This window comes from Streptomyces sp. NPDC006193, from assembly GCF_040613915.1.
Classification (GTDB): Bacteria; Actinomycetota; Actinomycetes; order Streptomycetales; family Streptomycetaceae; genus Streptomyces.
This window is the reverse complement of the sequence record NZ_JBEXTB010000010.1, coordinates 56230-81598: the sequence shown is the minus strand read 5'-3', so window position 1 is coordinate 81598 and position 25369 is coordinate 56230. Positions and strand designations below refer to the sequence as shown.

Here is a 25369-nt window from a genome sequence, read left to right as displayed (position 1 = left end):
AACCGTTGTCCACACGTCCCGTGCGGGCTCAGCCGGGTGCGACCGTACCGTCCGTCAGCCCGTCGTACATCCCGCGCACGAGCTGCTCCCCGAGCCGGCCGGCGTGCCGCAGCGCCCGCTCGAACTCGTCCAGGGCGCGGAACCGCGCGCCGTAGCGCCGCTGTTCCTCCAGCGGCAGTCGGGGAAGCTGGAGCCGGCGCACGTCCAGCCGGGTCGCGGTGGAGGCGTAGCTGCTGGCCTGCCGGTTGTTCGCGGTGCCCCGCAGGAACCCGGCGAGGAACCACGGGTCCAGCGCCGCGCGATCGGGCCGCAGCAGCACCAGGTTGCGTCCCAGCACGGCGCCCCGCGTCGCCTCGTCGATCACGCGCGCCACCGAGCCGCCGCCCAGCACCGGTACGACGACGTCGCCCGGCTCGGTCAGCACGGCCTCCTCCTCGCTCTCCGGCAGCGTCCCGGAAGGGCCGGTTCCGGAGAGGACGTCGTGGTCGGTGAGGACGGGCACGCGCGCGTGGCCGCCGTTCCCGCCGGTGCGCAGCACCAGCGCGCCCCCGCGCGCGAGTTCGGCGACCGTGGTGAGCGGCCAGCGTGCGGGCGGCGCCGGGTCGGCGGCGGGCGGGGTGAGGCCGGCGGCCAGCCGCAGCGTCTCACCGAGCCGCTCGCGCACCTCGGCGAGCTGCTCCTCGCCGTCGGCGACGGCGGGCGGCGGCAGATGGCGGGCGGGCGCCAGGTCCACGTCGTCGTCCAGCAGGTCGAGGACCGGCAGGGAACGGGCGAACCCCGGCCGCTCCTCCAGCCGCCCGGCCCGCCCGAAGGCGCGCCAGGCGTCCACGACGGCCTCCCGCACCGCCGCCCGGTCCGGCCCGCCGCGCCCCTCGGCGGCGAGGCCCCCCGCGTCCACGAGCAGCACCTCCGGCGCCGCCGGCGTACGGTCCGGGCGGCGCAGCACCCACAGGTGCAGCGGGATGTTGTACGGCGGCGCGGCGCCGGCCGGCAGCGCGACCACCGCCCTGAGCGCACCCCGGCGCAGCAGATCGGCGCGGATGCGGCGCCCGGAACGGCGGGAGGCGGCGGCCGGCGGCATCAGCAGCACGGCGGTGCCGCCGTCGGTCAGCCGGGCCAGGGCGTGCTGCACCCACGCCAGCTCCGACTCGGTGCGCGCCGGGAAGCCGTACTCCCAGCGGGGGTCGTAGGCGAGTTCGTCGTGACCCCAGTTGCGCTCGTTGAACGGCGGATGGCACAGGACGGCGTCCGCGCGCAGCCCGGGGTGGGCGTCGGCGCGCAGGGAGTCGCCCGCGGCGCCGCGCACGGCGGCCCGGCTGTGCAGCGCGAGCCGCAGCGCGCTGAGCGCGGCGAGGTCGGGGGCGCTGTCCTGGGCGTAGAACTCCTGGCCGGGGCGGGGTTCGACGGCGCGCAGCAGGGCGCCGGTGCCGCAGGCGGGGTCCAGGACGGTGCGGGCCGGGCCGGCGAGGTCGGCCATGAGGCCGGCGAGGCCGGCGGGAGTGAGCGTGTACTGGCGGGGGTTGGCGTCCAGGTGCCGTCCGAGCAGGAACTCGAACGCCTGCCGCGCCCCTGTTTCGGCGGCCAGTTCCGCGACACCGCGCAGCAGGGGGGCGGAGGGGAGCAGGCGGGGGCCGGTGGGGGTCGGGACGGCGGGGGCGACGGTGCGGGCGGGCAGGGCGGTGGCGGGGGCGCTGTGCGGGCTGGGAACGGGGCGTGAGGCGTTCACAGGCTGCCGAGTCGGTGAGGAGTTCACAGTCCCCCGCCTGTTCTGAGCGTTCACACCGTAGGTGCCGCCACCCCGGTTCACCCTCTCGGTGCCGTCCCCGGCGTTCACACCACCGCCTCGGCCGTAGGCGTTCACACCACCGTTGTCGCCCGCGGCGTTCACACCGTTGCCGTCGCCCCCGCGGTCCGCACCGCCGAAGCGTGCCGTCAGGACCTCTTCCAACGCGTCCGGCAGCATCGCGGCCAGGCGCGTGTCGCTGCCGGCGCTCACGTCGAGCCAGACGGTGGGGCGCTCATGGATGAGCAGCAGGACGCAGCCGGCGTGCACCAGCGCGGTCAGCGGGCCCTCGGGGTGGCCGGCCAGCTGTTGCCACACCCGTTCCCGCAGCGGGACTTCGGCGAGTTTCCCCTGCTTGCGCAGCCAGGTCTCGACCTCGGCGAGGGCGAAGGTCGGGCTGGTCTCGGTGCCGCCGACCGGCTGGGGGAAGTCGGCGTGCCGACGGCGCCAGTTGCTGACGGCGGCACGGCCCACTCCGGCGAGCCGCGCGATACCGGCTGCGGTCACCTCTGTCGCGTTGTCCGACACCGGCGTCGCTCCCCTCGTTCGGTGTGTGGATCGAGCATACCGACGCGGACACGTTCACCGCCTTCACGGTTGTGTAGCCCAGCGGGCGCGTGAACAGTGTTGACTCGGTTCACAAGATCTGATCTTATTGACACCGCGCTCGGGCGGCCATGGAGGGGGAGGCCGCCCGACCGCCGGACAGCACGGTGGGGCGTCTCGTGCCACGACCACGCGAGGCCCTTCCCGCCCGCCACCGGCACGTTCTCCCACCCACTTCTCTTCACCAAGGAACTTCCATGCGTCGTACCGCACTCGCCGCCCTCTGCCTCGCCGCCGCGGCCACAGCGGGCCTCACCACCGGCTGCCTCCCGGGGCAGGACAAGGCGGACAGCAAGCCGGCGGGCCCGTTCGCCGGGATGAGCGGCGGCGAGATCACCCAGCGGGCCATGAAGGCCACCACGAGCGCCCCGTCCCTGCGGATGAAGGGCCGGATCGCGGACGACGAGAGCGGGGGCGCCATGGAGATCGACATGGCGCTGAACAAGAAGGGCGAGTGCGCCGGCACGATGAGCATGGACGGTGCGGGCAAGGCCGACCTGATCCGCACCGGCGGCACCGTCTACATGAGGTACGACGAGAAGTTCCTGCGGGCCCAGAGCGAGGGGCAGTCCAAGGCGGACACGGACGCGGCCGTGGACATGCTGGCCGGGAAGTGGACGAAGATGTCCATGAAGGGCCAGGACGCCAAGGACGTCGCGAGCTTCTGCGACCTGGACTCGGTCCTGGGCGACGTGGAGGACGGCGAGTCGACGGGCACCACCCGCGGCAGGACCACGCGCATCGACGGCACGCCCGCGATCGCCCTGCACGAGAAGGACGGCAAGGAGCGCTACACCGCGTACGTCGCGACCGAGGGCAAGCCGTACCTGCTGCGGATCGACACCGTGTCGGCCGGCAAGAAGCCCGAGAGCCTGACCTTCGGCGACTACGGCGTTCCGGTCCCCGCGAAGAAGCCCGCGGGGAAGATCGTCGACCTGGACGCGCTGGGCGGCTGACGCCGGCCCGGAACCCGGCGCGGGGTCGCAGCGGGCGCCGCACCCCCGCGCCGGGTGCGACGTACAGGGCGTACCCGCGCTCCGGTTCGCCGCGCTCCGGCGGGAGCGCCCGGCCGCCTCGGGGCCCGTGCCCCGGTCAGCGGGCGCGGAAGCGTTCCGGCGCCCTGGTGGGGTTGCCACCGGTGGGGAGCTTCTGGTCCGGGCAGGCGGCGAGGACCTTCTTCATCGCGGCCTTCTCGGCGGCGGTGACCCACAGGCCGTACTTCTTCTTGACCGCGACCTGGGCGGCCACGTACGGGCAGCGGTAGGCCTTGGCGGGCGGCAGCCAGGTGGCCGCGTCGCCGTCCCCCTTGGAGCGGTTGGTGCTCGCGTCGACCGCGACGAGGTTGAGGGGATCGTTGGCCAGGGCTATGCGTTTGCTCGGGTCCCAGTACTTGGCGCCCTTCTGCCAGGCGTCGGAGAGGGCCACCACGTGGTCGACGTCGACCTGGCTGCGGCCGCGCCGGTAGGTGACCTTCTTGCCGGAGTAGGGATCCGGATCCAGCAGGCCGTACGAGACCTTGCAGGTGCCGTCGGTGAACCTCACGTCCCGCAGGTCGCGTTTGAGCACGTCGTCGCGGGTGTCGCAGGAGTTGGAGTCGGTGTCCGCCCAGGCGGCGCCGAACCGGTCGCGGGAGTAACCGGTCTTCGGGGCGCGCCCCTTGACGGTCAGTGCGTCGGCGGCGGCCAGGGCCGCGCCGCCGGGTGCGGTCCCCCCGGGCCCGGAGTCACCGGTCCGCTCGGCCGTGCAGCCGCTCACGGCGACCAGTACGGCGACGGCGGTGACCGCCCCGCCCTTCAGACGCGTCACGTGCGCCCCCCTTGCTCGCCCTGGTCCGCCCTCCGGGTGGGGCGGATCGTTCCGCTCCCCACGGTAACCGCCCCTGGGCGCCCACCGGACAGAGCGTCGTCGGACAAGCCGGGCACGACGCACGGCAGCTGACGGTGTGGGGGGCCGGCGCGGCCGTCGTGGGTGACGGAGCCGGAAGGGAGCCCGAGACGCCGGCGCCGGCCTCGACGGCGACGTCGGCGCACGGAACGTCCTAGCCCAGGATCGAGGTGAGGAACTCGCCGACCCAGGCCAGCAGTTCGCGGCCGACCAGCGGCCTGCCGCCCACCTTCGCGGTCTTGGGCCGCGGCACCAGCACCTGGCGCGCGGCGGGCTTGATGACCGTGCCCGGGTACAGCCGCTTGACCCGCAGTTCCTGCGACTCGCGCAACTCCACCGGCGCGAAGCGGATGTTGCTGCCCTGCAGGACGATCTCACCGACGCCGCACGCACGCGCGAGCATGCGCAGGCCGGCCACCAGCAGCAGGTTCTCCACCGGCTCGGGCAGCTTGCCGTAGCGGTCGACGAGTTCCTCGCGGACCGCCTTGATGTCCTCCTCCGTGTTGGCGGAGGCGATGGCGCGGTACGCCTGGAGCCGCAGCCGCTCGCCGGGCGCGTAGTCGTGCGGGACGTGCGCGTCGACGGGCAGCTCGATCTTGACCTCGAGCGGCGGCTCCTCCTCGATCTCGCCGGTCTCCAGCTGGCGCCGGTAGTCCGCGACGGCCTCGCCGACCATGCGGACGTACAGGTCGAAGCCGACGCCCGCGATGTGCCCGGACTGCTCGCCGCCCAGCAGGTTCCCGGCGCCGCGGATCTCCAGGTCCTTCATCGCCACGTACATGCCGGCGCCCATCTCGGTGTGCTGGGCGATCGTGGCCAGCCGCTCGTGGGCGGTCTCCGTCAGCGGCTTCTCCGGCGGGTACAGGAAGTAGGCGTAACCGCGCTCCCGGCCCCGGCCCACGCGGCCGCGCAGCTGGTGCAGCTGCGACAGGCCGAAGGTGTCGCCGCGCTCCACGATCAGCGTGTTGGCGTTGGAGATGTCGATGCCGGACTCGACGATCGTGGTGGACACCAGCACGTCGAACCGCTTCTCCCAGAAGTCGACCACGACCTGCTCCAGGGCCGCCTCGGACATCTGGCCGTGGGCGGTGGCGATGCGCGCCTCGGGGACGATCTCGCGCAGTCTCGCCGCCGCCCGGTCGATGGACTCGACCCGGTTGTGGATGTAGAAGACCTGGCCCTCGCGCAGCAGTTCACGGCGGATGGCCGCGCCGATCTGCTTCTCCTCGTACGGCCCGACGAACGTCAGCACCGGGTGGCGCTCCTCCGGCGGGGTGGTGATCGTGGACATCTCGCGGATGCCGGTGACCGCCATCTCCAGGGTGCGCGGAATGGGCGTGGCCGACATGGTGAGCACGTCCACGTTGGCGCGGAGCTTCTTCAGCTGCTCCTTGTGCTCGACGCCGAAGCGCTGCTCCTCGTCGACGATGACCAGGCCCAGGTCCTTGAACTTCGTCTCCGAGGAGAACAGGCGGTGGGTGCCGATGACGACGTCCACCGAGCCGTCCCTCAGGCCGTCCAGGACGGCCTTGGCCTCGGTGTCGGTCTGGAAGCGGGAGAGCGCCCTCACGTTCACCGGGAACTGGGCGTACCGCTCGGAGAACGTCCCGAAGTGCTGCTGCACCAGCAGCGTCGTCGGCACGAGCACGGCGACCTGCTTGCCGTCCTGCACGGCCTTGAAGGCGGCCCGCACCGCGATCTCCGTCTTGCCGTAGCCGACGTCGCCGCAGATCAGGCGGTCCATGGGGACCGACTTCTCCATGTCCTCCTTGACCTCGGCGATGGTGGTGAGCTGGTCCGGGGTCTCCGCGTAGGGGAAGGCGTCCTCCAGCTCGCGCTGCCAGGGCGTGTCGGGGCCGAAGGCGTGGCCGGGGGCGGCCATGCGCGCGCTGTAGAGCCTGATCAGGTCGGCGGCGATCTCCTTGACGGCCTTCTTCGCGCGGGCCTTGGTCTTGGTCCAGTCCGCGCCGCCCAGCCGGTGCAGGGTGGGGGCCTCGCCGCCGACGTACTTGGTGATCTGCTCCAGCTGGTCGGTCGGGATGTACAGCCGGTCGCCGGGCTGGCCGCGCTTGGCGGGCGCGTACTCGACGACCAGGTACTCGCGGGTGGCGCCCTGCACGGTGCGCTGCACCATCTCGATGTAGCGGCCGACGCCGTGCTGCTCGTGGACGATGTAGTCGCCCGGCTCCAGGGTGAGCGGGTCGATGGTCTTGCGGCGGCGGGCCGGCATGCGGGCGCCCTCGCGGCTCGCGGTGCGCTGGCCGGACAGGTCGGTCTCGGTGAGCACGGCGAGCTTGAGCGCCGGGTCCACGAAGCCGTACTCGATGGAGCCGCACGAGACGTGCACCACCGACGGGCTCAGCTCGGCGAGGTCGCCGTCCAGGCGGGCCGCGATGCCCTCGCCGCCGAGCACCTCCACGGTGCGGGCGGCCGGGCCGTGGCCCTCGGTGACGAACACCGTGCGCCAGCCGTCGGCGAGCCAGCCCTTGGTGTCGGCGAGCGCCCGCGCGGTGTCGCCGCGGTAGCTCTCGGGGGCGTGCATGCCGAGCTTGAGGGTGCCGGCCTCCCGTTCCTCGTCCGTGTCCGCGTCCGCGGCGAACGGCGAGACGGACCACCACATCATGCCCAGCTCGCGCGCCCGCTCGCGGACGTCGGCGATGGACCACAGGGAGGCGGCGCCGACGTCGATCGGGGCCTCGCCGCCGCCCGCGGTCGCCGCCCACGAGGCCTGCAGGAACTCCTGCGAGGTCGCCACCAGGTCGGCGGCGCGGGTGCGCACCCGCTCCGGGTCGCAGACGACGGCCATCGCGCCCTCGGGCAGCACGTCGAGCAGCAGCTCCATGTCGTCCACGAGGACCGGGGCGAGGGACTCCATGCCCTCCACCGCGATGCCCTCGGCGATCCTGCCGAGCAGTTCGCCCAGCTCGGGGTGGTCCTCGGCGAGGGCACGCGCGCGGGCGCGGACCTCGTCGGTGAGCAGCAGCTCGCGGCACGGGGGCGCCCACAGGCCGTGCTCGGCGACTTCGAGGGAGCGCTGGTCGGCGACCTTGAAGTAGCGGATCTCCTCGACGTCGTCGCCCCAGAACTCGATGCGCAGGGGGTGTTCCTCGGTGGGCGGGAAGACGTCCAGGATGCCGCCGCGCACGGCGAACTCGCCGCGCTTCTCGACCAGCTCCACGCGGGAGTAGGCGGCGGCCGCGAGGGCTTCCACGACGGCGTCCAGGTCGGCGCTGCGGCCGGTCCTCAAGGACACCGGTTCCAGGTCGCCGAGGCCCTTGACCTGCGGCTGGAGCACGGAGCGCACGGGGGCGACGACGACGGAGACCGGGCCGGCCGCGGGGTCGTCGGCGCTGGGGTGGGCGAGGCGCCGCAGGACGGCGAGGCGGCGGCCGACGGTGTCGCTGCGCGGGCTGAGCCGCTCGTGCGGGAGGGTCTCCCAGGAGGGGTACTCCACGACGCCCTCGGGCGGCAGCAGCGAGCGCAGGGCGGCGGCCAGGTCCTCGGCCTCGCGGCCGGTCGCGGTCACCGCCAGCACCGGGCGGCCGGCCTCGCGGGCCAGGGCGGCCACCGCGAAGGGGCGGGCCGCCGGGGGGCCGACGAGGTCGACGTGCATGCGGTTGCCGTCCGCGGCCGCTGTGATCGCTTCGGCGAGGGCGGGGTCCTTGACGACGGCGTCGAGCAGACCGTGCAGGCTCATGGAGGGCTTTTCCGTCCAGGGGGTCGGCAACACGAACGGCCCGACTCGTGCGACGGGCCGGGGGTGTCCAGCGTACGACGGCTCGCGCGACGCCGGTGGCGGCTGTGGACAACGCTGCCCGCCGGGGCGCCCGGCGCGTGGGTGCCGGCGCGCGGGTGCCGGGCGCCGCGGGGCCCGCCCGCCGGGGCGCCCGGAGCCGGGGAGCGCCCCGGAGCCGGGAGACGGAGACACCCGGTGCCGGGACGCCCTGAGGACGTCCCGGCACCGGGTGTCGGCCCGCGACCCCCGTGTGCGGTGGCCGTGACCCGTCCCGTGCGGCCCGCCCGCTACTCGGTGGCGATGGCGTTCAGGACGTTCATCCGGCCCGCCCGGAACGCCGGCACCAGCGCGGCGAACAGGCCCACGAAGGCCGAGCCGATGAACACCCCGATGATCGTCGGCCAGGGGATCTCCAGGACGTTCAGGCCCTCCAGGGCGAGGAGCTGCTGGGCGGTGGCGCCCCAGCCCATGCCCAGGCCGAGGCCCAGGAGCGCGCCGAACAGGGCGATCACCACGGACTCCAGGCGGATCATCCGGCGCAGCTGGCGGCGGGAGAGGCCGATGGCCCGCATCAGGCCGATCTCCCGGGTCCGTTCGACCACCGAGAGCGCCAGGGTGTTCACCACACCGAGGACCGCGACGATGATCGCGAGCGCCAGCAGGCCGTAGATCATGTTCAGCAGCTGGCCGATCTGGTCCTTCAGCGCCTGCTTGTAGTCGGTCTGGTCGCGCACGGTGTACTGCGGGAAGTCGTCGTGCAGGGCCGCCTTCAGCGCCCGGTAGGCGGTCTTCTCCTGGCCGTCCTTCGCCGTGGCGAAGACCAGCTGGTCCAGCGGCATCCGGTCGGCGGGCAGGTACTTCGCGGCCGTGGCGATGGACACGTACATCGCGCCCTTGTCGACGACGGCCTCGTCGCTGGTGATCGCGCGGACGGTCAGCTTCGCCGTCCGGCCCTGCTCGAAGCGGACGGTGACGGTGGAGCCCAGCCGGATGCCGTGGTCCTTCGCGAAGCCCTCGAAGACGGACATGGAGTCCGGCCGGTAGGCGTCGGCGAGGGAGCCGGCCACGGTCTCGGTGCGCAGGTCCTCGGCGTACGTGGGGTCGGCCGCGTTGATCGTCTCCTTCGCGGTGGTGCGGCCGTCCGGCGTGGTCAGGGACGCGTCGAGGAGCTTGTACTCGGTGACCCGGGCGAGCCCCGGGGTGTCCTTCACGGCCTTGACCGCCTGCGGGATGATCTCCTTGCCGTGGTCCTCCTGGATGATGAAGTCCGTGCCCACGGTCTTGTCGAGCTGCTCGGTGGCCGACGCCACCATGGAGGAGCCGACCACCGACAGGCAGGCCACCAGGGCGAGGCCGATCATCAGGGCGGCGCCGGTGGCGCCGGTGCGGCGCGGGTTGCGCAGGGCGTTGCGCTCGGCCATCCGGCCCACGGGCCCGAAGACCCGCAGCAGGACCGCGCCGAGGACGCGGACCAGGCCGCCGGCCAGCAGCGGGCCGATGACGACGAAGCCGATCAGGGTGAGCACCACGCCCAGGCCGAGCCAGCCCGAGCCGGTCTTGGCCTGCTCGGCGGTGGCGGCGGCGTAGAGGGCGCAGCCGCCGGCGGCGGTGAGGACCAGGCCGACGACGGCGCGGACGGCGCCGGCGCGGGCGCCGGCCGGGGCGTGCGCGTCGCGCAGTGCGGCCATCGGGGAGACCTTGCCGGCGCGCCGGGCGGGCAGGTAGGCGGCGAGGACGGTGACGACCACGCCGAGCAGCAGGCCCGTCGCGGGGGTGGTCCAGGCGACCGTCAGGTCGTCGGTGGACAGGTGCATGCCCATCCGGCCCATGAGCTTCATCAGGCCGACGGCGATGCCGACGCCCGCGCCGACGCCGAGCACGGAGCCCACCACGCCGAGCAGCAGCGCCTCCACCAGCACCGAGCGGTTGACCTGACGGCGGGAGGAGCCGATGGCCCGCATCAGGCCGATCTCCCGGGTGCGCTGGGCGACCAGCATGGAGAAGGTGTTGATGATCAGGAAGATGCCGACGAGGAAGGCGATCCCGGCGAAGCCGAGCATCGCGTACTTCATGACGTTCAGGAAGCTCTCGACGCTCTTCTGGTTGGCGTCCGCGACCTCCTTCGCGGTCTGCACCTTGTAGCCGTGCCCGAGGGCCGCGACGACGTTCTTCTTCAGCTGCGCGTCGGTCACGCCCTTGTCGGCGGTGACGTTGACGTTGGTGTAGACGCCGGTGGCGCCGACCAGGGTCCGCTGGGCGGTCCGCGTGTCCAGGTAGAAGATCGCCGCGCCGGGGTTGGTGACCTTGAAGGCGGCGATGCCGGACACGCGCGCGTGGTGCGTGCCGACGGCCGAGATCATGCCGATGTCGTCGCCGAGCTTCAGGCCGTGCTTGTCGGCGGTGTCGGCGTCGACCATGACCTGGCCGGGGCCCTTGGGCGCCGCACCGGAGGTGATCTCCATGGTGCGGGCGTCGTTGCCGTTCCAGCCGCCGACGATGGTGGGCGCGCCGCTGCTCGGCGACAGCTTGTCCTTGTCGGCGTCGACGACGGTCACCGAGGTGGAGAACACCGTGCCCTCGGCCGACCGCACGCCCTCGGCCCGGCGCACCTCGTTCAGCACGGAGGCCGGCAGCACCGGCGGCTTGCCGGTGCGGGAGGTGGTCTCGCCGGTGTCGGAGGAGCCCGGGGGGCTGACGGTGACGTCCGAGGCGGTCGCCTGGAACAGCTTGTCGAACGTGGTGTTCATCGTGTCGGTGAAGACGAGGGTGCCGCTGACGAACCCCACCGACAGCAGTACCGCGACCGCCGACAGCGCCATGCGGCCCTTGTGCGCGAAGAAGTTGCGCAACGACGTTCTCAGGACGGTCATGACGTGCGCCCCCGGGCGTCGAAGTCCTTCATGCGGTCCAGCACCTGCTCGGCCGTCGGGTTGTGCATCTCGTCGACGATCCGGCCGTCGGCGAGGTACAGCACGCGGTCGGCGTAGGAGGCGGCCACCGGGTCGTGGGTGACCATCACGATGGTCTGCCCGAGCTCGTCCACGGAGCGGCGCAGGAAGCCCAGGACCTCCGCGCCCGCACGCGAGTCGAGGTTGCCGGTCGGCTCGTCCCCGAAGATGATCTCCGGGCGGGCGGCGAGCGCGCGGGCCACGGCGACGCGCTGCTGCTGGCCGCCGGAGAGCTGGGCCGGCCGGTGCTTGAGGCGTCCGGCGAGCCCGACGGTCTCCACGACCCGCTCCAGCCACGCCTTGTCGGGCTTGCGGCCGGCGATGTCCATGGGCAGCGTGATGTTCTCTATCGCGTTGAGCGTCGGCAGCAGGTTGAACGCCTGGAAGATGAAGCCGATCCGGTCCCGGCGCAGCTGGGTGAGCTTCTTGTCCTTCAGGCCGGTGATCTCGGTCTCGTCCAGGTGGATCCGACCGCTGGTCACCGTGTCGAGGCCGGCGAGGCAGTGCATCAGGGTGGACTTGCCGGACCCGGAGGGGCCCATGATCGCGGTGAACTGGCCGCGGGCGATGTCCACGTCGACGTGGTCCAGGGCGACGACGCGGGTCTCGCCCGACCCGTACGCCTTAACGACCTGCCGGGCCCGCGCGGCAACGGCCGTACGCCCTCCAGTGCCCCCGTGCCTGGGAATGGTCACAGCCGATGTCACGGTTCGTCTCCTATTGGTTCGGCGAAGTCGGTGGACGCCGCCCCGGCTCGGGGGGTCGTCCTGTTCACGTCGATCAGTCTCGCGGCCGGCGAGGCGTCGCGCGCTGGTGCGCGGCCCCGTCCTTCCGGGGGGAAAACCCCACCCCCGCCGGTGCGGTCCGCCGCCCCCCAGCGGCGTGAAGCCAGGTTAAGGACGGCGCCCGGCCCAGGGCGTCCTCCGCCAGGACGACCCCTCCCCGAGCCGGGGTACGGAGACACCCCTAGGGGTGCTCCACCGACGGGAGGAGCCGTCGCGGCAGCCGTCTCCCCCCTCCGGTGCGGTGAGCCTCCACCCTGCCGTCGCGTCAGGGTCAAGTCACCGTGCCCGTGGGAAGCTTGCGTCCCGGTGACGGGTGCAGGGGACACGGGGCACGGGACGGCGTCCCGGCCGGGACCACGGGAGGGATGTGCGGTGGGGGGTACGACACCGGCGATTCGCGACGGAGCCGGCCGGCGGCAGGACACCCGGCGGCGGCGGGCGGTGGTCGCCGCGCTGATGCTGACGATGGCGCTGGCGGCGCTCGACGCCACCGTCGTCTCCACGGCCGTGCCGCAGATCGTCGGCGACCTGGGCGGGTTCTCCGTCTTCTCCTGGCTGTTCTCCGGCTATCTGCTCGCCGTCACCGTCACGCTCCCCGTCTACGGCAGGCTGTCCGACACCTTCGGCCGCAAGCCGGTGCTGGTGGTGGGCGCGGCCGTGTTCCTGCTGGGGTCGCTGCTGTGCGCGGCGGCCTGGAACATGGGGGCGCTCATCGCGTTCCGCATCGTGCAGGGCCTGGGCGGCGGGGCGTTGCAGGGCACGGTGCAGACACTGGCGGCCGATCTGTACCCGCTGGCGGAGCGGCCGAAGATCCAGGCCAAGCTGTCCACGGTCTGGGCGGTCTCCGCGGTGGCCGGTCCGTCGGTCGGCGGCGTGCTCGCCGCGTACGCCGACTGGCGCTGGATCTTCCTGGTCAACCTGCCGATCGGCGCCGCCGCGCTGTGGCTGGTCGTCCGTCATCTGCACGAGCCGGAGCGGGAGAGCGCGCGCCGCGCACGCGTCGACTGGGCCGGCGCGCTCGCGGTGTTCGCGTGCGGCGGGGTGCTGCTGACCGCGCTGGTGCAGGGCGGCGTCGCCTGGCCGTGGCTGTCGGCGCCGTCGCTGCTCCTGTTCGGCGCCGGCCTCGCCCTGCTCGCCGTGGTGGTGGCCGTGGAGCGGCGGGCCGCGGAGCCGATCATCCCCGGCTGGGTGTGGCGGCGCCGGACGATCGCGGCCGTCAACCTGGCGCTCGGCGCGCTGGGACTGCTGATGGTGGCGCCGGCGGTGTTCCTGCCGACGTACGCGCAGTCGGTGCTCGGACTCGCGCCCGTGGCCGCCGGGTTCGTGCTGTCGGTGTGGACGCTCAGCTGGCCGGTGTCGGCCGCCCTGAGCCAGCACGTCTACCGCAAAATCGGCTTCCGGGACACCGCGCTGCTCGGCATCGGCCTGGCGGCGCTGATCCTGTGCGCCTTCCCCTTCCTGCCGTACCCCGGGTCCTGGTGGCAGCCGGCGCTGCTGATGCTGCTGCTGGGCGGCGCGCTGGGGCTGTTCCAGCTGCCGCTGATCGTCGGGGTGCAGTCCACGGTGGGCTGGTCGGAGCGGGGCACCACCACCGCGTCGGTGCTGTTCTGCCGGCAGACCGGGCAGACCGTGGGCGCGTCCCTGTTCGGCGCCGTCGCCAACGGGGTGCTGGCCGCCCGCCTCGGCGGCGCCGGCGACCTGGACTCCGTCACGCGCGCGCTGGACGCCGGCCCCGCCCCCGAGGCCACCCGGCGGGCGATCGCCGAGGCGGTGCACGCGGTGTACCTCGGCGCGGCGGGCGCGGCGGCGCTGGCGTTCGCGGTGCTGCTGGTGGTGGCCCCGCGGCGGTTCCCGGTGCGCACGCAGTGAGCGCCCGCCCCGGCGCAGCAGCGACACGTGCGCCGGGTGCGCCGGGTGCGCCCGCGGCTATTCGAGGGCGGCCCTGCCGGTGAGCGAGATGAGCCGGTCGCGCACGGAGTCCATGTGCGCCTGGACGTCGTCCCAGGTCTCCCCGTGCTCACGCAGCACCCGCTCGGTCTCCCGGGCAATGCGCTCCTCCTGCGCACGGGCCCCGGCGACGATCTCGTCGGCACGCGCGCGCGCCTCCTCCTCGCAGCGGCGCGCGTACTCCCCGGCCTCCCCGAGCGCCCGCTCGGCGTCGCACAGCCCGGCCTCCGCCCGGCTCGCCCGCTCGGCGTGCCGGGCGTCCAGCGCCGCGATCCGCTCGGCCTCCTCGCGTTCGGCCTCGGCCCACCGTCCGGCGTGCTCCCGGGCCTGCTCGTCGAGGACGCCGGCGGTGCGCTGCCGCACGTCCCGCAGTGCCGCGAGGGCCTCACCGCGCCGCTCCTTCACCTCCCGCCGGGCGCCGACGCGGATGCCGTCGGCCTCGGCGCGCGCGGCGAGCAGCAGCTGGCGGGCGCGTTCGTCGGCCTCCGCGCGGAGCGCGTCCGCGGCTTCCCGCGCCTCCCGGCGCACTCGCTCGGCGTACGCCTCGGCCTGCGCGAGCCGGTCCAGGGCCTCCTGCCGCGCTCGCTCCCCGACGGCCGCCGCCTCCTCCAGCGCCAGCTGGAACAGGCTCCGGGCGCCCTCCCCGAGCGTCTCGTACGTCTGCGGCTCCAGCCGGGCCACCGCCTCGCGCGACCGCACGGCCTCCGCCTCCATCTCCCGCGCGAGCACGGTCAGCCGGGCGGCCCGCTCCCACGCGGCGTCGCGGTCCTCGGACAGCGCCTCCAGGTACGCGTTCACCTGGGCGGGGCGGTAACCGCGCCGGACGGTCACGAAGCCGTGCGGCGACATCGATGCGCTGCTCACCCTGGGAACCCCTCTCCACCGGACATACACGACAGGACGATTTCGCGCACATCTTGATGGACAGGGCGTAAGTGTTCATAACGCGACACTCCGCAGCCGTGTCACGGCCGGAAGCCCGCACGCCGGGAGCGGTGCGGCGGACGTTCACCCGAAGCGCCCGCCACCGGAGGGTGACGGCCGTGCGCCGAACGGGCGCACCGCACGGACGCCGCCCGGGAACGCGTCGTGCCCTCCACGCAGCACGCGTGAAGGGCACGAGGGCTCACACCGGGCCGGTGCGGACCGTACGGGCGGCGGCTACAGCAGCCCGTCCCACATCTGCTCCAGCAGCACCGACCACCAGCTCTCCGGCGAACCGAGCGCCGCCGGGTCCAGGGCGGCCAGCTGCGCCTGGAAGTCGACGGTCCAGCGGCCCGCCTGCTCCTGGTTCAGTCCGTACCGCAGCCGCCACATCCGGCCCAGCAGCGCCAGGCAGCGGACGAACTCCGGCAGGCCGGTGTTCACGAACTGCGGCGGCACCGGCGCACCGCCCGGCCCCGCCTCCACGGGCACGGCCACGATGTTCGCCGTGCCGTACTGCACACAGACCGCCTTGCCGAAGTCGGTCCCCATGACGAGGTACGACGCCGCGTCCGCGGCAGGCTGCACCCCGCGCTCGGCGGCCAGCTCCGCCAGCGTCGGCACCGGCCGGCCCGGCTGGGCCTGCGCCCAGAAGAACGGGCCCATGTCCAGCGGCAGCCCCGCCACGACCAGGGTGTGCGCCACGACCGGCGGCACGCCCTGCCGGGACACGGCCTGCTGCTCGAACCGGAAGATCCCCGGCCCGAACGCCGCCGCCAGCTCCTGCGCGATCGCCTCCGGCGGCAGCGGCGGCGCGGCCTGCACCGGCGGCAGCGGCGCCCGCACCGGCGCCGGCCGCGCGGGACCGTCCGCCACCTGGTGCAGCTCGCCCTGGTGCACCAGGAGCTGCTGCATGCCCTCCTGCCGGCTCGCGTGGTCCGTGCCGTACGGCGCGATGCTCGTGATCCGCGCCTGCGGCCACTGCTCCCGGATCATCCGCGCGCAGTAGGCGCCCGGCAGCTCGCACGACTCCAGCTCCGTGTGCAGCTCCAGCACCTGGTCCGGCGGCACGTTCATCGCCCGCAGCTCGTGGAAGATCTGCCACTCCGGGTGCGGCGTTCCCGGCGCCGAACGCCGGATCAGCTGCTGCTCCGAGCCGTCCTGCGCGCGGTAGCGCAGCACGGCCTGGTAGCCGGGGCCGACCGTCGGCTGCGCCTGCTGCGGATGCCCGTACGCGGGGGGCTGCCCCGGCACGGGGCCGCCCGGCGGCGGCATCGCACCCGGCGGCACCGGCGGCGGCATGACACCGGCCGGCATCCCGGGCGGCGGCATCACACCGGCCGGCATCCCCGGCGGCGGCATCGCACCGGCCGGCATCCCCGGCGGCGGCATCGCACCCGGCGGCGGCATCGCACCGGCCGGCATCCCCGGCGGCGGCATCGCACCCGGCGGCGGCATGGCACCGGCCGGCACCGGCGGCTGAGCACCCGGAGCGGCCGGGGGCATGCCGGGGGCGGGCGGCGGGGGCGCGCCCGGGCCGGTCACCGGCGGGGCGGACAGCACCGTCTCCGCATGATGCACGCCGCCGCCCGGGGCTCCCGGGGCGTGGGGCGGCTGGGGGGCGCCCGGAGGCTGCGGCGCGCCGGGCGCGCGGCCGGGACCGGACAGCATGGTGGCCGCGTGGTGGACGCCGCCCGGAGGCGTGCCGCCCGGAGCTCCCGCAGGCGAGGCGGGGGCACCCGCAGCGTGCGGCGCACCCGGCGCCTGCCCGCCGTCCGCGCTCCCCGGACCGGCCGGCGCGGCGCTGTCTCCGGACCCCTCCGGACCGAGCGCCGAGACCAGCTGCGTCGGCACGTACCCCGCCCCGGACCCACCCGGCGCGGGCGGTGCCGCCGCGCCCCCTGGGCGCACGCCCGGCGCTCCCGGGGCGCCCGGCGGCGGAGGCGGCGCGCCCACACCACCGCGCGCCTTCCTCGGCGGCGGCGCCGCCTTGCTCGTCGCGGCGTCCGCGATGTCCCCGGCATGCGGCGCAAGCCCCCGCTCCGGAGCACCCTGGGGAGCCCCGGGTCCCTGCGGGAAACCGTGCGGCGGGGCGGGCGGCGTGCCGCCCTGCGCCGGAGCCTGGGTGGGCACGCCCGCGGGAGGTGTGCCCGCGGCCCCCGGCGCCTGCGGCTGCCCGTACGCCGGCGCACCGGACGGCGAAGGGGGCGTGCCGCCCTGCCAGGCGCCCGGCGCGCCCGGCGCGGAGTCCTGCACTCCCGGCGCGTGCGGCACGTCGAGCGCCGGCGCGACCGTCGTCGGCGGCAGCTGGCTGCCGCCCGCCAGCAACGCCGTCGGCGCGTCCGGCGCCGCCCCCCGCGGACGCGGCGCCCCGCCGTCCGCGTCGCTGAGCGGCGGCGCGAACACCGTCGCGGGCAGCGGCACCGAACGGTCGTCCTCACCGCCGTCCGCGTTCGTGTCGGTACCGGCCCACGGCGTGGCCCCCGGCGGCGCGTCCACGGCAGCGGACGCCCCGGACGCCGGCGGCGCAGCCGTAACCCCGGACGCGCCCGGCATCCCGGCCTGCGTCCGCGCCGGCCCGGCCCCGCCCGGCGGCTCCGCGTCCGGCGCCGCCCCGCCGCCGGACCCGCGCCCCCCGTCGCCGGCGGACGCCCCCGCCTGCGCCCCGGACGCCGGCGACGCAGCCGCAACCCGGCCCGAACCCCCGGCGGCGGCCTCCGGCCCGCCGCCCGGGATCCCCAGCTTGTCCGCCGCCTCCTGCAGCCACTGCGGAGGGGTCAGCAGGAAGGACGTCTGGTTCAGATCGACCCGGGCGGCCGGCGCCGCGGCCGCGTCCCGGACCTCGTCGCCGCGGCCGTACTCCTCCTCGTACCGGCGGATCACCTCACCCACCGGCAGAGCGGGCCACAGCGTCGCCTCCCCGCTGTCCCGAGCGATCACCAGACGCTGACCGCCCGCGTCCGCACGCGGACCCTCCGCCCGGTCCTCGCCCCACACCACGAAACCCAGGTCGAACTCCCGCACCCGCACCTCACGGTGCTGGTACGCGGGCACATCACCGTTGATCCACTCCTCGGCGCGCTCCTGCGCCTGCGCGTAGGTCACCATCGTCCGCAGCTCACTCCCCCGCCGGATCCGACGACGCCGCACCGGAGGACACCGGAACGACCCGCGCGAAACCACCGTCGACCATCAGATTCGCCACCGTCTCCAGCTCCGGCGGATGACCCGCCAGCCGGGACAGGAAGACGTCGAAATCGTCACCGCACGGCAGCAGCAGCCGCTCCACCCGCTCCGCCGGCGACCACGACGGATCCACGTCCCGCACATCGTCGTACGCGCAGAACCACACCGAGCCGGCCCGCTCGCCCCGCACCTTCACCGCGAGCAGCCCGCCCTGCACGAAAGCGACCCCCAGGTAATCCTTCGTCAGATGGTCGCGCAGGCACTTGTTCACGTACACCAGGTCGTTGACCGCCGCCTCGTCCCGCACCGTGAAGAACGGCTGGTCCAGCAGCAGCCCCAACCCGGCGTCCAGCGCCGTGCCGACGGGCGCACAGCCGCCCGCCGCCTTCAGGAACGAACGGTAGGCGCCGGGAAGCCGGTAGCCCAGCTCCTCCTCGACCCCCTGCACCTGCGCCTCCGTCACCGCCACACCCGACTTCGGCAGCCGGAAGTGCGCCGGCCGCGCCTCCTGCAACGGCCGCGTCCCCCGCTTGCCGTGGTCCACCCGCGCCGTCGCCACCCCGCCGTGATGCCGCAGCAACGCCTTCACCTCGACCGGGACCAGCTCCAGCCGCCGCGTCCCCGCCACGTGGTGCCACGTCCAGCCGTGCGGCGTCGCCACGTCCGGCACCGTGTCCCACAACGCGTGCCCCGCGGCCGCCAGCGCCGCGTTCGCCGACACGTAGTCCGTCAGCCGCAGCTCGTCGACCCCGAACCCCTCCGGCGGCTCGGCGATCTCCACCGCCACACGCGCGTACGGCGAGAAATCCGGGTAACCGCGCTCATCGACCCGCACCCCCCGCGGATGACGCGCCGCCCGGACCGGATCCGGGAAGTGCACGACCTGCCCCGCATAGGCCGCGTTCGGCGGCGCGGCCCGTCCCCCGGCCTGGCTGCTGGACGGCGCCCCCAGCCCGAGCCGACCTGTCGTCATGGCGGTTGCCCCCTGCGGCGTTGTCTCTGGCCTGAACGGCGTCGTCGATCGCGGACGCCGACAGCCTATGCGGTACCCGCACCCCGGTCACCGGCCCACCGCGTCCCCGCGGACCCCACCCCTGCGCCGACACCGCGACCACTCGCCCGCCGGAGTGACCCCCCGTCACCCCGCCGTCACCACTCACTCTTGCACGGGCGTGTCGCACCGCCCCAGCTTCCCCCCCGGCCACGGCATTTGGCACCCTGTGTCCGTCGGGGGGATGCCCGGGGAGGAAGAACGACCATGAACACCTTGCAGACCGGAGGGGCCGACATGCGGGCCGGCGACCCTCGCATCGACTGGAGCGGCGCCGACACACCCCCCGCCCCCGCGCTCCGGCACCGCCGCGACGGCATCCTGCCCGCCGTGGCCGCCGCCCTCTCCGTCCGCGGCACCACCCTCACCGGCACCGCCGCCCGCGGCGACCGGCCCCCCGCCCTGCACCCCCTCGTCCAGGACTTCCTCGACACCCTCACCAGCGCCCAGCGCGACCGCTTCACCGGCCGCTGCGCCGAGACCATCCTCATCTCCCGGCACCTCGCCGCCGCCGACGCGGCCCGCAGCAGACGCGCCGCCCGCAGACCCATGACCAACGGCGAAGCCCGCAAAGCCCTCAAACACGCCAAACTCACCGCCCGCCGCATACGCGAGGACGGCGACCCCCTCCACGGCAGCTTCGCCGCCCCCTGCCGCGCCTGCACCGCCCTCAGCGCCCACTTCGGCGTCCGCATCGTCGACCCCACCCCGACCGGCGGCTGAACACCGCCGACCACCCCCGTACCACCCCGCGAGCACGACGAACGAAGGGCAGATGCACCCCGACCGCACCTCCTCCCCGCACCCGGCTCCACTCGTGCAGGGGGCGGCCCCACCCCGCTTCCCCGTCCCCGTCGACGCCGCCCTGCGCGCCGCCGGCTGGCACCCCGGACGCTGGGACATACAGCAGGCCGAGATCTGGGCCGACACCCTGCGCGCACACACCTCCCCCGCCGGACACCGGCACACCGTGTTCCCCGCAGCCGTCGAAGCCTGGGCCGAATTCGGCGGCCTCACCATCACCCCGACCGGCCCCGGCCGCCAGATCGCCCCCGCCACCCTCCACCTCGACCCCCTGCACGGCCTCCACCTCGCCCGCACCCTCGGCGACCTCGGCCGCGCCCTCGGCACCGAGCTCTGCCCCCTCGGCGAGGAGACCGACACCGCCGCCGCCCTCGCCATCGACGCCGAGGGCCGCGTCTACGCCATCGACCACACCGGCGACTGGTACCTCGGCCCCGACCTCGACCACGCCCTGGCCACCCTCGTCACCGGCATCCCCCCCGTACGCCTCACCGCCGGCTGAACACCGGCACCGGCCGAGGACACGACAGCGACCGAGGAGCACGCCAGCGGCCGAGGACACGCCACCGGCCGACCCCACGCCACCGGCCGGGAAAGGGGGCCTACGCCGCCGGAATCACCGCCGACACCCGGAACCCGCCCGCGTCCGTCGGCCCCGACACGAACACACCGCCCAGCGCCACGACCCGCTCCCGCATCCCCAGCAGACCGTTCCCGCCCGACGGCAGCCCCGCCGCCGACGCCGACGCGGGCTCCGGCGGCGGCTCGTTCTCCACCTGCATCGCGATCTCCGACGCCCGGTGCGCCAGCCGCACATACGTCTTCGCGCCCGCCGCGTGCTTGTGGACGTTCGTCAACGCCTCCTGCACCACCCGGTACGCCGTCTGCTCGACCTCCGCCGCATACCGCCGCGGCTCCCCCTCCACCGACAGATCCACCACCATCCCCGCGGCGGCCGACTGCCCGACCAGCTCCTCCAGCTCCTCCAGCCACGGCCCCTCCGCCGCGTGCTCCGCCTCCGCGACCCGGGAAGCCGCCGCCACCGCGGCCTCCCCCACCGCCGCCGCCGGCACCGGGGCGGCACGCCGGCCGGCGCCCTCCCCCGCCCGCAGCACCCCGAGCATCTCCCGCAGCTCGGTGAGCGCCTGACGGCCCATGTCCCCCACCAGAGCCGCGTTCCGCACCGCCTTCTCCGGATCCTTGCGCGCCACCGCCTGCAGGGCCGCGGCATGCACCACCATCAGACTCACCCGGTGCGCCACCACGTCGTGCATCTCCCGCGCGATCCGCGTCCGCTCCTCGTTCCGCGCCCACTCGGCGCGCTCCTCCGCCCGCTCCGCGAGCAACTGCAGCTCCCGCTCCAGCGAGTCCGCCCGCTCCCGCAGACTCTCCATCAGCCGCCGCCGCGCCCCCACGTACAGGCCCAGCAGCACCGGCGGAGCCGTCAGCCCCAGCGCCGTCGTGACCGCCGCGAACGGCACGAACCAGTCACCGAGGGTCAGATCCCCCCGCGCCATGTCCTGCCGCGCCCGCACGAACGTCACCACCGCCGTGCCCAGCAGCGACATCCCCGCCAGCGCGACGACGATCCGCCGCGGCACCTCGCACGCGGCCAGGGTGTACAGCCCCACGACCCCGAGCAGGAACCCCATCTGCGCCGGCGTGATCGCGATCGCCACCAGGACCACGGCGACCGGCCACTTCCGCCGCACCAGCAGCACCGCGCCGGCGATCACCCCGAAGACGATCGCCACCGACGCCGGGATCCCCGCGTCCCGCGCGAACGGAATCCCCTCCGCGGCGCACTCCGCCGCCGACGCCAGCGCGAGACTCCCGTCGAGCACCGCGCTGCGCCACCGTGTCCACCACCAGGGGCCGGTCAGAGCCCTGGTGTGGTCTTCCCCCGTCGTGGTCATGGCTCCAGCCTACGGGCGGCGGGTGCGGCTTTTCCGGTGAGTTTCGCCTACCTCCACACACCACCCCCGGTGACCGAACGGCCTCGAAACCGCCCACTGTCCCCCGAACCGGTGAACCGTCCCCGTTCGACCACGGAACACACCATTCCGTCCGGACGGTATGCCCATGACCCATACCCCCGCCCGCCCCACCGATGTCGAGAGCCTCCACCGACAGGCCATCGCCCCGCCCAGCAGGCACCCGCGGGCCAGGGACGACCTGCGGACCCGGGCGCGCGAGCTGCGGCTCCGGGGCTGGACGTACGACCGGATCCAGGCCGAACTGGGGTGCTCGAAGAGTTCGGTCTCGCTGTGGGTGCGGGACCTGCCGAGGCCGGAGCGACGCGGACCGGCGGAGCAGGCGAGACACGCGGCGCGCATGAGGTGGGATCACGAACTGGCGCTCCGCGACGAGGCGCGGCGGCGGACGAAGGCAGCGGCGGCAAGGGAGATCGGCGCGCTGTCCGACCGTGAGCTGTTCATCGCCGGCGTCGCCCTCTACTGGGCCGAGGGCACCAAGGACAAGCCCCACGCCCGCCGGGAGCGCGTCGCCTTCGTCAACAGCGACCCGGCCGTGATCCGCCTGTTCCTGGCCTGGCTCGACCTGCTCGGAGTGGAGCGCGACACCGTGGGCTACCGGGTGATGATCCACGAGTCCGCCGACGTCGCGGGCGCCGAGAGGTACTGGGCGGACCTGGTCGGGGCCGATCCCGGCGCTTTCGGCAAGACGACCCTGAAACGGCACAACCCGAACACCGTACGGAAGAACACCGCCGAGGGCTATCGCGGCTGCCTGGTCGTCACCGTCCGGAAGAGCGCCGAGCTGTACCGTCGCATCGAAGGCTGGTGGTACGGCATAGTAGGGGCTGCCACCGCTGCCGATCCAGCGAATCGGACATAGCGGCAATCCCGGGTCGTCTAAGGGCAAGACGTCAGATTTTGGTTCTGATCATGGGGGTTCGAGTCCTCCCCCGGGAGCTCACGGCACACGCCACCCGGCTCCGGCTCCCGACCGGCGATCCCACCGCCGGGGCCCGTGCTCGTATGGGGTGCTTCGCCCCCCGGTATCCTGCGGCTGTCACCCCCACCCATCCAGAGCCGAAGGGCAACCCCGTGAGCGCCATCCGCCCGGCAGCCGTCGTCGTTCTCGCAGCGGGTGAGGGCACCCGTATGAAGTCGGCCACACCCAAGGTCCTGCACCAGATCTGCGGCCGTTCCCTGGTCGGCCATGTGCTGGCCGCCGCCCGCGAGTTGGACCCCGAGCAGCTCGTCGTCGTGGTGGGCCACGCCCGCGAGCAGGTCACCGCGCACCTGGCCGAGATCGACCCGGGCGTGCGGACGGCCGTGCAGGCGGAGCAGAAGGGGACCGGGCACGCGGTGCGGATGGGCCTGGAGGAGCTGGGCGGGGCCGTGGACGGCACCGTCGTGGTGGTCTGCGGGGACACCCCCCTGCTGACCGCGGACACGCTCCGGCGGCTGGCCGGGACGCACCACGCCGACGGCAACGCGGTGACCGTGCTGACCGCCGAGGTGCCGGACGCGACCGGGTACGGCCGGATCGTGCGGGACCGGGCGACGGGCGCCGTGACCGCGATCGTGGAGCACAAGGACGCGACCGAGGCCCAGCGGGCGATCTCGGAGATCAACAGCGGGGTGTTCGCGTTCGACGGGGCGCTGCTGGCGGACGCGTTGAAGAAGGTGCGGACGGACAACAGCCAGGGTGAGGAGTACCTCACGGACGTGCTGGGGATCCTGCGGGAGGCCGGGCACCGGGTGGGGGCCTCGGTGGCCGCCGATCACCGGGAGATCGCCGGGATCAACAACCGGGTGCAGCTGGCCGAGGCGCGCCGGATCCTGAACGACCGGTTGCTGACGCGGGCGATGCTCGACGGGGTGACGGTGGTGGACCCGGCGACGACCTGGGTGGATGTGACGGTCACCTTCGGGCAGGACGCGGTGGTGCATCCGAACACGCTGCTGACGGGGTCGACGCACGTGGCCGAGGGCGCGGAGGTCGGTCCGAACAGCCGGCTGAAGGACACGCGGGTGGGGGCGGGCGCCCGGGTGGACAACACGGTGTCCGAGGGGGCCCGGATCGGCGCCGGGGCGAGTGTGGGGCCGTACGCGTATCTGCGGCCCGGTACGCGGCTGGGCGCGAAGGGCAAGATCGGTACGTACGTGGAGACGAAGAACGCGTCGATCGGTGAGGGGACGAAGATCCCGCACCTGTCGTACGTGGGGGACGCGACGATCGGTGAGTACACGAACATCGGCGCCGCCAGTGTGTTCGTGAACTATGACGGTCAGGACAAGCACCACACCACCGTCGGGTCGCATTGCCGGACGGGTTCGGACAACATGTTTGTGGCTCCTGTCACGGTCGGGGACGGCGCCTACACGGCTGCCGGGTCCGTGATCACGAAGGATGTGCCGCCCGGTTCGCTGGCCGTGGCCCGCGGTCAGCAGCGGAATATCGAGGGTTGGGTGGCGCGCAAGCGTCCGGGGAGCGCTGCGGCGAAGGCGGCCGAGGCGGCGTCCCGGCGTGGTGGGAGCGAGGACTGACCGGAAACGGGTGCGCCAAACACGGCGTACCGTGATAAGTGCACATGCGCGCACGTGGACCTGCGCCGTTGTGCACTGCACCCCTACCAGCTGATACGGCCTCTCATGCCCAGCCGAGAGGTCGCCGAGCAGCCGGCTGGCTGAGACAACCTCTGAGGAGACTGTGCTGTGACCGGGATCAAGACGACCGGCGAGAAGAAGTTGATGTTCTTCTCCGGCCGCGCCCACCCCGAGCTTGCCGAGGAGGTCGCCCAGCAGCTGGGTGTCGGGGTCGTCCCGACGAAGGCCTTCGACTTCGCCAATGGTGAGATCTACGTCCGTTACCAGGAGTCGGCGCGTGGTGCGGACTGCTTCCTGATCCAGAGCCACACGGCTCCGATCAACAAGTGGATCATGGAGCAGCTGATCATGATCGACGCGCTGAAGCGCGCGTCGGCGCGTTCGATCACGGTGATCGTGCCGTTCTACGGTTACGCGCGGCAGGACAAGAAGCACCGGGGTCGTGAACCGATCTCGGCGCGTCTGATCGCGGATCTGATGAAGACGGCGGGCGCCGACCGGATTCTGACGGTGGACCTGCACACGGACCAGATCCAGGGTTTCTTCGACGGGCCGGTGGACCACCTGTTCGCGCTGCCGCTGCTGGCGGACTACGTGGGCAAGAAGGTGGACCGGGAGAAGCTGACGGTCGTGTCGCCGGACGCGGGCCGGGTGCGGGTGGCGGACCGGTGGTGCGACCGGCTCGGTGCGCCGCTGGCGATCGTGCACAAGCGGCGTGACAAGGACGTGGCGAACCAGGTGACGGTCCACGAGGTCGTGGGCGAGGTCAAGGGCCGGGTGTGCGTGCTGGTCGACGACATGATCGACACGGGTGGGACGATCTGTGCGGCTGCCGACGCCCTGTTCGCGCACGGTGCGGAGGATGTGATCGTGACGGCGACGCACGGTGTGCTGTCGGGTCCGGCCGCGGACCGGCTGAAGAACTCGCGGGTGAGTGAGTTCGTGTTCACGAACACGCTGCCGACGCCGGGTGAGCTGAACCGCGAGCTGGACAAGATCACGGTGCTGTCGATCGCGCCGACGATCGCGAGCGCGGTGCGTGAGGTGTTCGAGGACGGGTCGGTGACCAGCCTCTTCGACGAGCAGTGAGGTTTCTGCGCGGCTCCTGCCGGGGCTAGCTGGAGATCCTTTTGGGTGC

At 73.9% G+C, this 25369-nt stretch carries 16 protein-coding genes and 1 tRNA gene; 8 read left to right on the top strand and 9 right to left on the bottom strand.

The features are described 5' to 3' along the window. Positions 1–28: 28 nt before the first annotated feature. Entirely contained in the window at positions 29–2311 is a 2283-nt protein-coding gene (locus ABZ261_RS12930) for an N-6 DNA methylase (RefSeq protein ID WP_356858341.1), read from the bottom strand. A gap of 275 nt (positions 2312–2586) precedes the next feature. Between ABZ261_RS12930 and ABZ261_RS12925 the strand changes: the two genes are divergently transcribed. Next, positions 2587–3345 (top strand): hypothetical protein, encoded by a 759-nt coding sequence (locus ABZ261_RS12925; RefSeq protein WP_356858339.1) that lies wholly within the window; start codon positions 2587–2589, stop codon positions 3343–3345. Between the two features lie 136 nt (positions 3346–3481). On the opposite strand, the gene ABZ261_RS12920 is transcribed toward ABZ261_RS12925, so the two are convergent. From ABZ261_RS12920 to ABZ261_RS12905, 4 genes are all read right to left on the bottom strand, one after another. Next, positions 3482–4195 (bottom strand): HNH endonuclease family protein, encoded by a 714-nt coding sequence (locus ABZ261_RS12920; protein ID WP_356858337.1) that lies wholly within the window; start codon positions 4193–4195, stop codon positions 3482–3484. Between the two features lie 232 nt (positions 4196–4427). Beyond that, on the bottom strand, positions 4428–7970 hold the full coding sequence (gene mfd / locus ABZ261_RS12915; protein WP_356858335.1) for a transcription-repair coupling factor: 3543 nt from the start codon (positions 7968–7970) through the stop codon (positions 4428–4430). A 326-nt stretch (positions 7971–8296) separates the two neighbouring features. Next, positions 8297–10879, bottom strand: a complete 2583-nt coding sequence (locus ABZ261_RS12910) for an FtsX-like permease family protein (protein ID WP_356858333.1) — start codon at positions 10877–10879, stop codon at positions 8297–8299. Further along, a complete protein-coding gene (locus ABZ261_RS12905; protein ID WP_356858331.1) occupies positions 10876–11664 on the bottom strand; it encodes an ABC transporter ATP-binding protein in 789 nt (262 codons plus the stop codon). Before ABZ261_RS12905 ends, ABZ261_RS12910 begins: the two co-directional genes overlap by 4 nt. 450 nt (positions 11665–12114) lie before the next feature. Between ABZ261_RS12905 and ABZ261_RS12900 the strand changes: the two genes are divergently transcribed. Next, positions 12115–13611: an MFS transporter gene (locus ABZ261_RS12900; RefSeq protein WP_356858329.1), complete on the top strand. Its 1497-nt coding sequence runs from the start codon at positions 12115–12117 to the stop codon at positions 13609–13611. Between the two features lie 57 nt (positions 13612–13668). Here ABZ261_RS12900 and ABZ261_RS12895 read toward each other — a convergent pair whose 3' ends face one another. From ABZ261_RS12895 to ABZ261_RS12885, 3 genes are all read right to left on the bottom strand, one after another. Next, on the bottom strand, positions 13669–14553 hold the full coding sequence (locus ABZ261_RS12895) for a cellulose-binding protein (protein ID WP_356858327.1): 885 nt from the start codon (positions 14551–14553) through the stop codon (positions 13669–13671). A 297-nt stretch (positions 14554–14850) separates the two neighbouring features. Next, positions 14851–17721, bottom strand: a complete 2871-nt coding sequence (locus ABZ261_RS12890; protein ID WP_356858325.1) for an SUKH-4 family immunity protein — start codon at positions 17719–17721, stop codon at positions 14851–14853. Positions 17722–17731: 10 nt separating this feature from the next. Further along, positions 17732–18772 carry an SMI1/KNR4 family protein gene (locus tag ABZ261_RS12885; protein WP_356858323.1) on the bottom strand — a complete coding sequence of 347 codons (1041 nt, stop codon included), beginning with the start codon at positions 18770–18772 and terminating at the stop codon, positions 17732–17734. A gap of 285 nt (positions 18773–19057) precedes the next feature. Between ABZ261_RS12885 and ABZ261_RS12880 the strand changes: the two genes are divergently transcribed. Further along, positions 19058–19573: a YwqJ-related putative deaminase gene (locus ABZ261_RS12880; RefSeq protein WP_356858321.1), complete on the top strand. Its 516-nt coding sequence runs from the start codon at positions 19058–19060 to the stop codon at positions 19571–19573. 52 nt (positions 19574–19625) lie between these two features. Continuing rightward, positions 19626–20156 carry an SUKH-3 domain-containing protein gene (locus tag ABZ261_RS12875; RefSeq protein ID WP_356858319.1) on the top strand — a complete coding sequence of 177 codons (531 nt, stop codon included), beginning with the start codon at positions 19626–19628 and terminating at the stop codon, positions 20154–20156. A 100-nt stretch (positions 20157–20256) separates the two neighbouring features. Here the strand turns inward: ABZ261_RS12875 and ABZ261_RS12870 are convergent, their stop codons facing one another. Next, positions 20257–21570, bottom strand: a complete 1314-nt coding sequence (locus ABZ261_RS12870) for a histidine kinase (RefSeq protein WP_356858317.1) — start codon at positions 21568–21570, stop codon at positions 20257–20259. 166 nt (positions 21571–21736) lie between these two features. Here ABZ261_RS12870 and ABZ261_RS12865 point away from each other — a divergent pair, with 166 nt between their 5' ends. The 4 genes from ABZ261_RS12865 (at position 21737) to ABZ261_RS12850 (ending at position 25320) form a co-directional block, all read left to right on the top strand. Beyond that, a complete protein-coding gene (locus ABZ261_RS12865; protein ID WP_356858315.1) occupies positions 21737–22510 on the top strand; it encodes a hypothetical protein in 774 nt (257 codons plus the stop codon). 6 nt (positions 22511–22516) lie between these two features. Next, positions 22517–22587, top strand: a tRNA-Gln gene (locus tag ABZ261_RS12860). Between the two features lie 135 nt (positions 22588–22722). Then, on the top strand, positions 22723–24171 hold the full coding sequence (gene glmU, locus ABZ261_RS12855; protein ID WP_356858313.1) for a bifunctional UDP-N-acetylglucosamine diphosphorylase/glucosamine-1-phosphate N-acetyltransferase GlmU: 1449 nt from the start codon (positions 22723–22725) through the stop codon (positions 24169–24171). 168 nt (positions 24172–24339) lie between these two features. Beyond that, the gene (locus tag ABZ261_RS12850; RefSeq protein ID WP_356858311.1) at positions 24340–25320 is read left to right on the top strand and encodes a ribose-phosphate diphosphokinase; all 981 of its coding nucleotides are present in this window, start codon (positions 24340–24342) and stop codon (positions 25318–25320) included. The last annotated feature ends 49 nt before the right edge of the window (positions 25321–25369 follow it).